9 protein-coding genes are annotated in these 12,710 nt (G+C 29.8%); all 9 read right to left on the bottom strand.

What is annotated here, in order from left to right; genetic code table 11:
- Positions 1-32 precede the first annotated feature (32 nt).
- Positions 33-1,430: a prolyl oligopeptidase family serine peptidase gene (locus L3B96_RS06325; RefSeq protein ID WP_238859407.1), complete on the bottom strand. Its 1,398-nt coding sequence runs from the start codon at positions 1,428-1,430 to the stop codon at positions 33-35.
- 94 nt (positions 1,431-1,524) lie between these two features.
- The gene (locus L3B96_RS06320; protein ID WP_238859405.1) at positions 1,525-3,429 is read right to left on the bottom strand and encodes a beta-glucoside-specific PTS transporter subunit IIABC; all 1,905 of its coding nucleotides are present in this window, start codon (positions 3,427-3,429) and stop codon (positions 1,525-1,527) included.
- A gap of 312 nt (positions 3,430-3,741) precedes the next feature.
- Positions 3,742-4,572 (bottom strand): PRD domain-containing protein, encoded by an 831-nt coding sequence (locus L3B96_RS06315; protein WP_012059454.1) that lies wholly within the window; start codon positions 4,570-4,572, stop codon positions 3,742-3,744.
- Positions 4,573-5,129: 557 nt separating this feature from the next.
- Positions 5,130-5,339 carry an alpha/beta-type small acid-soluble spore protein gene (locus tag L3B96_RS06310; protein ID WP_012059455.1) on the bottom strand — a complete coding sequence of 70 codons (210 nt, stop codon included), beginning with the start codon at positions 5,337-5,339 and terminating at the stop codon, positions 5,130-5,132.
- A gap of 196 nt (positions 5,340-5,535) precedes the next feature.
- The gene (locus L3B96_RS06305) at positions 5,536-6,942 is read right to left on the bottom strand and encodes an amino acid permease (RefSeq protein WP_236897279.1); all 1,407 of its coding nucleotides are present in this window, start codon (positions 6,940-6,942) and stop codon (positions 5,536-5,538) included.
- Between the two features lie 479 nt (positions 6,943-7,421).
- Positions 7,422-8,057, bottom strand: coding sequence for a class II aldolase/adducin family protein (locus tag L3B96_RS06300; RefSeq protein ID WP_023976985.1), 636 nt, complete (start codon positions 8,055-8,057; stop codon positions 7,422-7,424).
- A gap of 30 nt (positions 8,058-8,087) precedes the next feature.
- Positions 8,088-9,635, bottom strand: a complete 1,548-nt coding sequence (locus L3B96_RS06295) for an acyl CoA:acetate/3-ketoacid CoA transferase (RefSeq protein WP_012059458.1) — start codon at positions 9,633-9,635, stop codon at positions 8,088-8,090.
- Between the two features lie 611 nt (positions 9,636-10,246).
- The gene (locus L3B96_RS06290) at positions 10,247-11,137 is read right to left on the bottom strand and encodes a cation diffusion facilitator family transporter (RefSeq protein WP_238859403.1); all 891 of its coding nucleotides are present in this window, start codon (positions 11,135-11,137) and stop codon (positions 10,247-10,249) included.
- A 662-nt stretch (positions 11,138-11,799) separates the two neighbouring features.
- The gene (locus tag L3B96_RS06285) at positions 11,800-12,297 is read right to left on the bottom strand and encodes a DUF3850 domain-containing protein (RefSeq protein ID WP_238859401.1); all 498 of its coding nucleotides are present in this window, start codon (positions 12,295-12,297) and stop codon (positions 11,800-11,802) included.
- Between the last annotated feature and the right edge of the window lie 413 nt (positions 12,298-12,710).

Raw genomic sequence — 12,710 nt, 5'->3', positions numbered from 1 at the left:
TAAAACTTCTTTTTGTTGTGACAATAACTATACTAGTTTTGCGATACAGTTATTGTCTGAGATACTGTAATAGGTTTCATGCTTGCTTTAGATTTAGTTTCTTTATTTAATTGCTGGTCAGACAGCCATTCCATAAGCGTTGTTACTTTTCCATTTATTATTGCGGAACATTGGTTATTATATACGTATATCCATGACCAATGACCCATATATTCATATGGTGTTCCATCTGCTTTTTTGTATAAACCTGTAGTATCAATTACATTATCAAAAAATGAAAAATGAACATTTGTATCACCTGCTTGCACTAAGCGATTATAAGTTGGAACCACATAATCAGTTGGAGGTACTGTTGTATCTGTTTTAGCTGCTGTAAACCAAATTGGCACTTTCTTAAACGCTTCAATATCTTTATCAGTAATCAATGTATCCTTTAGCGCCTCACAAGTTGGGAACGCTGCTGCAAAATAATCAGTATAATCACGTATCATAAGCATTGTCATATAGCCACCATTAGAGTCTCCACCTATATAAATTCTGTTTGTGTCAATATTACTATTCTTTGAGACATAATCTTTGATTAATGACATAAGAGCTTTTTCATACTTTGAGCTTCCATCTCCAAAACCAGTAAATCCATCCATCCAAAAAGTTGGTGCTTGAGGTGCCAAAATATATGCACCGTTAAAATATGCTTGCATGTCTTTTGATGAAAAATTTACAGCTTTATTGCCTGATATAGGTAAAAGCCCATCTGTTCCCCCTTCACCAATGCCGTGTAACCAAATAATTAATGGTTTTTTACTATAATCATTTTCTGGTGTATAGCTTGCATATTTTAAAGTAACGTTATCATAAGTTGCACTTCCAATTTTAAAATCATCAACAAGCTTTTTAGTTCCACCCGCAAATTTATTTATAACTAAGCCAGAAATTTCACCTGAATCCGTAACGATATCATTCTTCTGCTTAATTGTAAAATCACAATTAACCCAACCATTAAGATTAGTAGTTAAATTATAGTTAATCGGCGAAGTTAAAGATAAATCAGGTCCAACTTCCAAATCAAAAGTAATATAATTCCCCTTGCTTTGAATACTTCCAATATCATCAGAAACATATGCATTTTTAATCTTGCAATTTCCTTCCGATTCTCCTAATATAGGTGAATCTGCTCTATTCTCAGTCCTTAATACATGCACTTCGAATGTATCCTTAGTAATTGCTGATTGTGGTATTGTTTCACCTAAATCAACAATTATTTTTGTGATTGCAGGGCCCCAATCAAATACCTCTGTAGTAGTACGATAAGATGGTTCCTGAGTCTTATTATCAGCTGCAAAAGCACCTACATGAGGTGTACTTATCATAGTTACTGCCATAATAACTGACATAATGATTTTTCCACGCTTACTAATTATTTTTTTCATTTAACTCCCCCCTGATTTATCATATTTTAATATACTGGGCATTACATTTATTATAGACTAATCCCCAGTATATTTTAAATTATTCTCCAATATCTTATATCATTACTGTTAGTAGCTCTTCTTTATAATCAATAATCTTTCTATCAGTTTCAATAACATCTAAATAACTATCTGAATTAGTAATTACTACTGGCGTTATTAAAGAATAACCTTCTTTCTCTATAGAATCAATATCAAACTCTAGTAGCACCTGTCCTGCTTTTACTGTATCTCCTTGTTTCGCTTTAGGGTAAAAGTATTTTCCTTCCAGCTGTACAGTATCCATGCCCACATGAATTAATATTTCTGCACCGTTAGCACTTGTGATCCCTATTGCATGACCTGTTGGGAAAAATGTTGTCAAAACTCCATCTACAGGAGCAAGTATTTTACCTTCCTTTGGTTCTATTGCAATGCCTTTTCCGAGTGCACCTTTTGAAAACGCTTCATCTTTTACTTCTGATAAAGGTTTAACTTCACCTTTTAATGGACTTACTAAGATTTCTTGTCTAACTAAAGGTTGTACTGTGTTTAAATCGTTCTTACTTTTACCTGAATCTGTATTATCTTCAAGTTTTGTAAATAACATTAATATAAATCCAATTAAGAAACCTGCTATCATAGCAATTATTGAACCATAGAATCCCCTATCCATTCCATTTGGACCAATATAACCTGGTATTCCAAAAATACCAAGACCTCCTATCATATATACATTAGAACCCATAAATCCTAATATCGCACCACCCAGTGAACCTCCTATACAACTCAAAATAAATGGCTTTTTACGTGGTAATGTAATACCATATATAGCTGGCTCTGTAACACCAAAAATTCCTGAAATAAATGCTGGTATACATAATCCTTTTAATTTACTATTCTTTGTTTTAAGCAGAATAGCTCCAACTACACCTGTCTGAGCAAATGAAGCTGCAAATATAAGTCCGAGAATTGGATCTTGATGTAATACTGTTAAATTATTTATTGCTATAGGAATAAATCCCCAATGTAATCCAAAGATAACAAATACTTGCCAGAAAGCCCCCATAAATAAACCTGCAACAACTGGACTTAAGCTATAAATTGATAGTGTTAACGCACCAAGTAATTTACCTGCCCAAGTTGCAATAGGCCCGATAACTATAAATGTTAAAGGAACAATAACTAATAATGTGCAAAATGGAACCAAGAATGTTTTAACTACATCAGGAATTACCTTTTTAAATCCATTTTCAATTTTACCCCCTATATATGTAGCTAAAATAATTGGTATAACACTTGATGTATAACTCATCAATATAACTGGAATTCCTAAAAAAGTTATATAAACTGGTGATTCAATTATTGAACCGGCAAATAAAGTATATAAAGGCTGAGCTGGTGGTGCTGTCAATCCTGCTAATGATGGATAAACTAACGCTGCACCTATTGCCATACCAATAAATTTATTCACTTTAAACTTATTAGCTGCTGTATAGCCTAAGAAAATTGGGAAGAAGTTAAATAAACAATCTCCAGTTGCATTTAAAATTTGATAAGTTCCATCAGTGGTGTTAAGTATATGCAACGCTATGAATAATGCATTAAATCCTTTAATCATACCTGTTGCAGCTAGTACTCCTAAAATCGGAGTAAATACACCTGATACAGTATCTATGAATCTGTTAAATGGACTCATTTTTTCTTCTGACACATCTTCTGATGCTCCAGTTTTAAAGCCACCAATGGCAACAACATCTGCAAAAACATCTGGAACATGATTGCCAATAACCACTTGATATTGCCCTGCACTCTTTACAACAGTAACGACTCCATCCATATTTTTTAATACCTCAGTATTTGCTTTACTTTCGTCTTTCAGTTTAAAACGTAAGCGAGTAATACAGTGCGTTAAGCTATTAACGTTTTCTTTACCACCGACATTCTTTATAATGTCTTTTGCTAATTGTTCATATTTCATAATAATTCTCCTTTTCATATATCTTTATAACAAAATCGCAAGCGACTTTAGAGCTGAAGATTTTTTTACGCATCTGCCTTTTCGAACGCATGTGAGAAAAATTTGGCAGGCGGATAAGATTTCTTTTTTATTCTTTTTAAAATACCCAAACTATCCAAGCAACCTTTTTTTAAGTTATTCACAGATTTTACTGGAATATAAATTCCTAAAGAATAAAAAAACGAGACCAGATATGGATAGATATATCTTTTCTATCCATATTTGGTCTCGCCTGCTTTACCAGTAACAATCCAATACTTTTTATTCTTTAATTTATCTTTGAGTCACACGTTGGATATGTATAGTTAAATACAGTTGCTCTTCATCAGATAATTCTTTTTCTAAATACTTCTGTATTTTCAACATACACTCATATGCTTTTTTATATTTGGTTTTAACTTGCTTTAATAAAAAATCATCCTCTTCCTTTTCCATCTTTTCGTTTTTACTTAATCGTTGAAAAAAGAATCTTAAATGTGTAACAAACCTCTCATAATTAAGAGATTTTTCATTAAGTGCAATGTTGTAAGTGTACTTAATTATATTCAATATATCCTGTATCATTTTTGTTTGATGAGCAATATCCTCCACTTTATTACCCGAATTATTAGTCTGTGCATTTATTAAATGAAGAGCTATATTTCCCGCTTCATCTTCTGGTAATTTTTTATTAGTCTCACTCTGGATGAGGTCTAATGCTTTTAATCCAATTTCAAATTCTTTAGGATAAAACTTTTTAATCTCCCAGATTAATGCATTTGGACGATTTAATCCTTCATCAAATAATTTTAATGCATAACTAATATGATCAGTTAAAGTAATATATATATAATCATTTAGTTCAACACTTAGCATATTCTTGGCGTATTCAATAATATCATAACATAGTGATACATGTTCAGTAGGAATATCTTCTAATAATAATTTAAATTTCTCTGAAGCATCTTTTTGTTTTAGTATAAAAGTTTTTTCGATTAGATTTTCATCTACTTGATCTCCTACACTTTTCTTAAAGCCAACTCCACGCCCCATAATAACAATCTCTTGCTTACTTAAGTCTTTTGCTAAAATAGCATTATTATTAAATATCTTTTTTATTATCATTCCTATCCCCCAATCAAAGTTTATGATAAATTAGAATATAAAAACCCCAATTAATCAAAAGAGACTAAGTAATATCTCTTCTCATTAATTAAGGTTTCGCCTGATCTAGTCAGTAACAATCCTAATATTTTGTAATCGTTTATCCATGTTCTTATAATAACTTCTTTACTATTAAATGTCAAGAATTTTGTTATTATTTTCATCACAAAATTTATAATCAACTGTTAAGCTTAAGATTTTTTAGAATCTATCTTTTAAGTGCACGTAAAAAAATCTGCACATCCGAAATGGCAGCTATGCTGCATATAAGAACATTTTATGTAAGCGAATATATTTTCCTTTTTATTCTCTCTCAAAGCATAGGCTTTTGAATTAATTTTTTATGATTTATATTCATAAGTGGCACACTATCCACAAATTTAGCATGAATATAAATTCTTAGAGAACAAAAAAGCCAGTAGAACATTTAATCTTAAATGTTCTACCAGCCTTACTTAACCGCAAATTGAGATTTACAGTTTTTTAAAGAAAACTTTTTCTACGTTCTTAGTTCTTAATTACTTTAAACCTTGTTCGTAGCTTTCAATCATGTGTTTAACCATGTATCCGCCAACGCTTCCGTTTTGTCTTGAAGAAAGGTTTCCTTTATCTTGATTTTCATAGTCTTGTAATCCAATTTCTGAAGCAACCTCAGTTTTTAATCTGTTTAACCCTTGTTTTGCTTCTGGTATTAATGTTCTGTTTCTTCCACTATTGTTTGAAGACATATATATCTACCTCCCTTAAATTAATATAAATTTTGCTTGGCAGTAATATATTAACCATTATGATGAATTATAACCTATAAAAATATTAACAAAAGTAGCATCATAAATTATAATTAGAAAAAACTTTCAATATCTTGTACTAAAATACATGAAAAAAGTAGCAATCTACGATCACTACTTTTTCATGTATTATAAATTATACAGCCTTGTCTGAATTTTCTTGATTGCTTTCATTTTGAAGTGTGCTATGCTTTCTTCCGTAAACAAAATACACTATTAAACCTATAGCAAGCCATACTAAAAATCCAATCCAAGTTATTAATTTCAATCCACATAATAAAATTATACAGCATATTATAGATATTAATGGAGTAAATGGTACTCCTGGAGTTTTAAAGATTCTTTTGAAATCTGGCATAGTTTTTCTAAGTACTATAACTGCAACAGATACAGAAATAAAACTTAATAATGTTCCTGTACTTAAAAATTCCACAATAATATCTAATGGTAAAAATCCTGCTATTACTGCAGCTATACTTCCAGTTATTATAGTTGAAATGTGTGGAGTCTTATGAATAGGATGTACTTTTGAAAATAATTTTGGTAAAAGTCCATCTCTTGACATAACCATAAATACTCTAACTTGGCCATAAAGTACAACCATCATAGTAGAAACCATTCCAAGTATAGCTCCAGTTCCAACTAATGCTGCTCCCCAGTTTATACCAACTCTAGCTAAAGCTCCTGGTACTGCATTTTCTGAAATTATTTCATTATAAGGTACCATTCCAGTAAGCACAACTGCAACTGAAACATAAAGCAAAGTAACTGCTATTAGACAAATTATAAGTCCAAGTGGAATGTCTTTTTTAGGATTTTCAGCTTCTTCTGCTGCTGTAGATATTGCATCAAATCCTATAAACGAGAAGAATATAGTAGCTGTTGCTGCAAAAATCCCCTTAAATCCAAATGGTACAAAAGGTTGATAGTTAGATGGATTTATATGTGATACTCCAAGAACTATAAATACAATAATTATAGTTATCTTTATTCCTACAATTAAATTGTTGACTCTAGCGCTCTCTTTCATACCATAATATAATATGTAAGTTATTATTGCAATTATTAATACAGCTGGTAGATCAACTATTCCACCTTTACTTGGTGACGTTATCAAAGCCTGTGGAAGTGTTACACCCACTGATTTTAATATTCCAATAAAGGTTCCTGACCAACCTGATGCAACCGCACTACATGCAACTAAATATTCTGCAGTAAGGCACCATCCAATTATCATAGCTACTATTTCACCAAATACTATGTATGAATAAGAATATGTACTTCCCGCAACTGGAAACATAGTTGAAAGTTCACAATAACACAATGCACAAAGGCCAGCTACTATACCTGCTAAAATAAATGAAATAATTACAGCTGGTCCAGCTAAATGTGCTCCTGTCCCTGTGGCAACAAAAATACCTACCCCTACTACTGCTCCAATACCAAAGGCAGCTATGTCTTTTGCTTTAAGATTTTTCTTTAAAGCTGACTTTTGCGCGCCTTCTAGCATTTTATCTAACGATTTTTTCTTAAAAATATTCATATAGGTCCTCCTATTTACTTAATCCATTCGTCAAAAATCTCTTAATAACTATATACCTCTATATAACATATTAAATATTTATCTAGAAATTTTAAAAGTACAACAAATCAATTAATATATTATCATATTTTTATAATATTAGGCAAGACATTAACACATTAATAATTTATATATTTTTTAATTTTTCTCTTAAAAAACCAATATTTTTTAACATAATATTATGCAAAATCCTAATATAAGGAAGAAAATCATAGGTTAACGACGAAAACCCAACAAAAAATTACTGCATTATTTTTAATCTATATTTCTAAATAAATTTAAACCTATAATATCCATCATTATTTTAAACAAATATAAGAATAATATTAGTAATAAATGAAGAAATTTATTAAAAAATGCCGAACTTATCTCTCTTATCATTACTTCAAAACGATAAGAGGCATAAGCTCGGCACTTTATAATAAGATTATTGTAAAATTTTATTGAGCTATAAGATAAGCCATCAATTCTTCTCTTGTAAATCTTTTAGGCTCTTTAAATTGATTTAAAGTTAACGCTCTATAATAAACTTCAGCTACTTTTTCAACATATCTTCCTTTAGATAATACATCTTCTATATCTTTACTAACAACAATTACCCCATTACTTTCTAATAAACAAGCATCACTTGTACTCAATCTTTCTACTAAGTCTTTTGCTGGATCATTAGTTTTTGCTTTTTCATAATTAGCTAAATATATATAACCTCCGTAGTTTGCCGCATCATAAGTTACTGGAGGAATTACTTTATTAGCTACCGCAAAAGTAGTCGCATAAACTGGGTGAATATGCATAAAAGCTTTTATATCTTTTCGAGCCTTATATATATCAAGATGCATTTGCATATCACTATTTGGCTCAATTCCATCCATTGTTTCAACTTTATTTCCATTTAAATCTACAACACAAACATGTTCTTTACATAAATCCTCTATTTTAATTTTTGATGGTGTTATAATTACATAACCAGAACTTTCGTCTTTAATACTAAAGCTTCCTATTTTTTCTATGCATAAGTTATATTTTTCTGCGTCTTTAGCAATTTTTATAAGTTTGATTTTTAAGTTTTCTAACATACTTACACTCTCCTTCACCATAACACTCACTTAATTTAATCCCATTACTTTATCTTCAAATATTCTAGCATCCATTAATTTAAGATCTTTATCTACTATTGGTGCAAAATCCATTGCAGCTAATATATCTTTTTCAAGATTTACTCCAGGTGCAATTTCAGTTAAATGTAATCCATCTTCTTTTAACTCAAATACAGCTCTTTCTGTTATATACATAACAGGTTGCTTTAACTTCGTTGCACGATTTCCACTAAAAGTAATCTGCTGAACAGAGTCTACAAATTTTTTATTTGATCCATCATTTATAATTTTTAATTTCCCGTCTTCTATTTTTATGTCTAATCCTTTAGCTGTAAAAGTTCCACAGAAGACTACTTTCTTCGAGCTTTGAGTAATGTTAATAAATCCACCACAGCCTGGCACCTTTGGTCCAAATTTACTTACATTTATATTTCCCTGCTTGTCTACTTCTGCAAGACCTAAGAATGCTATATCCAATCCGCCTCCATCGTAGAAATCAAATTGTGTTGGTTGATCATACATACATTCTGGGTTTATTGATGCTCCAAATTTATTACCGCCTTGAGGAATTCCCCCTATAGCTCCTGGTTCTACAGTTAACGTAAAGTAATCACATATTCCTTCTTCATTAGCAACATTTGAAATTGCTTCTGGCATTCCAATCCCGATATTCACAACTTGTCCTTTTACTAATTCCATTGCAGCTCTTCTTCCGATAATTTTTCTTTCATCTAATTTTAAAGGTGCTAAACCATCGACTACCATATTTGCCTCTCCAGTTAATGAAGGGTCATAATTGTATCCTAATATTTGAGCTTGATCTTCTTTATCTTCTGCTTCAACTATATAGTCTACATATATTCTAGGTATCTTCACAGCTCTTGGATCCAATGTTCCAAATTTAACAATCTTCTCAACCTGAACTACTACAGTTCCTCCGCAATTTTTAACTGCTTGAGCTATACATGCAGCCTCAGAATAAGTAGCTTCATGGTCCATTGTAATATTTCCTTTTTCATCTGCATATGTTCCTCTAATAAAAGCAATATCTATCTTTGGACATTTATATATTAAATTTTCTTCACCTAATATATCTATTACTTGTACTATATCATCCTTAGTTATTGAATTTGCTTTTCCTCCCTCTACTCTAGGATCTACAAAAGTGTTTAATCCAACTTTAGTTATAGTGCCAGTCCTATTACTTGCTTTATCTCTAAACATATGACACATAACTCCTTGCGGTAAATTATATGCATATGTTTTATTATCTCTAATTAATGCGCCTATCTTAGGTGCTAAGCCAAAATGTCCTCCTATAACTCTACCTGTTAGCCCTTCATGTGCTAAGTGATTTAATCCTTTACTTCCTCTATCACCTGATGCTGCTGCAAACATTAATGTTAGATTTTTGGGGCTATTTTCTTCTAAAAATCTTTCTTCCAATCTTTTGATTAATGATTCTGGAACTCCTAGTAATGCGAAACCTGATGTTGCTAAAACATTGTTGTCTTTTACCAAATCTGCTGCTTCCTTAGAATTAATTATTTTTACCATAAATATCATCTCCTGAAAAATATAATAGCCTTTGTTATTTTTTTATCAATTCCTCTTACCTTTATTTTAATAGCTTGTCTATTTTTTGTCAATCTAATTTTCTGACAATTCAGAATTATTTTTTAATCCATTATTATTCAAAAATCTATTTTTTATTGTTAATGTATTGATATCGCTAACATTTCTATATTTCTCCCACATTTTTCAAGAAAATTTAAAATATAAAATTAAATCAAAATATTTATTATCTGATTATACTTACATTTTATGAAAGCAATCACATATTGGTTAATATATATTGATATTTTTTTAACTATTTTTCAATTTATTATTGATTACCAAATAACAACATTATATTTCACATATCGCTTTAACATATATGTTGCAATTCAAAATGCGCAATTTACAATGCACAATTACGTCTAAAATTCTTGCAATATATGTTCTCCAATAAAACCATTTAACATTTAAATTTCCCCTCTTTAATACAGCAATAACTCCTCTGATTGTCTTAAAATCAGAGGAGTTACTACTATATTATAAAATATAAAACTTATATTGTTTTCTCTTTTGTTATATTATGACTTATAATCAGCAATATATGTTATATATTAAGTTGCTCTATTATTCATATTTTCTCTATATGGCTCTAAATGAACAATTACATCGGCATTATTATTGAATTCCTTTCTTAACGCATCTTGAATTTCATGAGTTAATTTATGCGACTCTTCAAGACTCATTCTTGAATCTGCTAAAACATGCATATCTATATGCATATCTTCAATAGTTCCACGACTTCTTATTTTATGAACACCTTTTACACTTTTCTGGGACATTGTAATTTCTTTTATTGTCCCAGCTTCTACTGCAATACTATCAACTAAAATATCGCTAGCAGCTCTGAATATTTCATAGGCAGAATGAAATATAAAGATAGCAACTACAACAGAAGCAAAACTATCTATAAGTGGCGATATTCCCAATTTTATTGCGCTAATAGCTATAATTACACCAATGGTTACAAATACATCACTTTTTGTATGCATTGAATCAGAAATTAGAATTGTACTCTTTAACTCTAATCCCTTCTTATATTCATACTTTGTAATAAATATATTAATGCATAGTGTAACAAGCATTACAATTAGACTGATCGTTGTAATTTCTGGTCTAACTGGATGCATAAATTTATTAATCCCATCGATTATAATCTTTCCACCTATAAAAACTAACATTCCAACAATAAATAATCCTGTAAGTGTTTCATATTTCTTATGTCCATAAGGATGCTCTTCGTCAATAGGCTTGGCTGCTATTCCTACCCCAATAAGTCCAATAATATTAGATGATCCATCTGTTATTGAATGAAATCCATCTGCCACTATACTCGAACTATTTGCAAAAGTACCAATTACTATTTTTATAAAAGCTATTATTATATTTGCAAACATAATAATCCAAAGAACTCTTTTTATTTCTTTAAAATTGTTTTTCTCCAAAATTACACCTACTTTTAATTAATAAAATTTAAGTAACTATAATAAATTGGTTGATGAATTCAACTATAGATGACTAATATATTATTATTTTTTCTTTATGTTACTTCTAAAAAAGTTTATTCTACATCCTGCTTCATCAATTATTTTAATAATAGTTTGCTCATTAATTATCAATTGGTAATACATTTTATACTTCTATAGTATGTTATTGTTGTATATATGTTAATATATCTAAAAATATATCAAGTACTTATTATTATCAGTTGAAAATAAATTCTAACTGATATCTCATATAGTCCACGATCTATTAGCTCAAATATTATATAAAAAGAAATACAGACAACAAAAAGGACTCAGAAGCCCATCTTCCGAATCCTCCATTTTAAATTAATATATTGCAAAAATAATCCTTCATCATAATTCTAAAAAATATTACAAGAATTTTAACGCAATTGTGAAATGTGCATTGTGAATTTCAACATATATAACTATTATCGAAAATCCTTATTTCCAATATTTCCAATATTTTCCATTCATGCCAGCTTGTACAAAAATATAAGATTACTTTAAAAAGCTATTGCAAATAGTATATTGGTATTAATTGAAAAAAGCATTTTGTTAAGCATTCTATAGAATTATATTTATATAATTAGTTATCTCTTTTATACTTTGTGTGGTAATTCACTTCTAATTTTTTCTAGGTGCTTTGGATAATCCTGAATTACAATATCAGCTTTTATTCCAATCTTCTCTAATGCCCCCAATGAAGATTGTACTTTATCCCAGAATTCTTCTACTGCTCTATTGACATGATTTTTAACCACTGCAGTCTCAAACTCACTATTTTCCTTTTCAACTTTTCTCAACTGATTCATTAAAGTTATTTCATCAGAATCTATATTTTTTAATTCTACACATAATGTATTTTTTAATCCAAGTATACAAAACTCTTCACTTAATCCATCTTCGCCTTTATTAGAAACATATGAAATTTCTTTAATAATTTTTCTTCCCGTATATCCCATCGAGTCTTCATATTCTTGAAATACAAGAATGTCTCTAACACTAAAATCCCTATTGTATTTTACTAATTCAAAAGTTTTACTTCCATCTCTTATCACTTTATAGTTATTAGGCGTTATTTTTAGCTCATGTATCATTTAAATCATCTTCTTTCTATAGTGTATTATATTTTAAAATTTTAGACTTAAATAAATTGAGTATTTGCTCTATATAACTATTGTTTCAAAAAATACTTCTACTATTCTTAATAAAAGCTTTTAAATTATGTAATCTCCGATTAATATATAAACAATCCACCGAAAGTAGAAACATTGTTATTCCGCAGGACTATGAAAATTTCGCTGAAAGTACTAAATTGCAGGTTGCATCACTAATGCTTGCTCCCATTTTCATTGTGACAAGCATTAGTGGAACAACCTACAATTAAGAGCTTTTAACAGCTTATTTTCAATGCCTGCTGCATAAAAATGTTTCTGCTTTCTAGCATAGTATTTATTTAAAAGTATAAATCATAGCTATGTATAAGTTATAGATAACACAATCACAAACT

It is taken from the genome of Clostridium sp. YIM B02569 (assembly GCF_022320765.1).
In the GTDB taxonomy this organism is placed as follows: Bacteria; Bacillota; Clostridia; order Clostridiales; family Clostridiaceae; genus Clostridium; species Clostridium beijerinckii.
Note: the sequence above shows the minus strand (reverse complement) of the source record. Positions and strands in the feature narration are given on the sequence as shown.

Excerpts from the sequence above, each read along its gene's own strand:
- L3B96_RS06325 (WP_238859407.1), bottom strand. The coding sequence starts at position 1,430 with ATGAAAAAAATAATTAGTAAGCGTGGAAAAATCATTATGTCAGTTATT.
- L3B96_RS06310 (WP_012059455.1), bottom strand. The coding sequence starts at position 5,339 with ATGTCTTCAAACAATAGTGGAAGAAACAGAACATTAATACCAGAAGCA.
- L3B96_RS06300 (WP_023976985.1), bottom strand. The coding sequence starts at position 8,057 with ATGTTAGAAAACTTAAAAATCAAACTTATAAAAATTGCTAAAGACGCA.
- L3B96_RS06295 (WP_012059458.1), bottom strand. The coding sequence starts at position 9,635 with ATGGTAAAAATAATTAATTCTAAGGAAGCAGCAGATTTGGTAAAAGAC.
- L3B96_RS06305 (WP_236897279.1), bottom strand. The coding sequence starts at position 6,942 with ATGAATATTTTTAAGAAAAAATCGTTAGATAAAATGCTAGAAGGCGCG.
- L3B96_RS06320 (WP_238859405.1), bottom strand. The coding sequence starts at position 3,429 with ATGAAATATGAACAATTAGCAAAAGACATTATAAAGAATGTCGGTGGT.
- L3B96_RS06285 (WP_238859401.1), bottom strand. The coding sequence starts at position 12,297 with ATGATACATGAGCTAAAAATAACGCCTAATAACTATAAAGTGATAAGA.
- L3B96_RS06315 (WP_012059454.1), bottom strand. The coding sequence starts at position 4,572 with ATGATAATAAAAAAGATATTTAATAATAATGCTATTTTAGCAAAAGAC.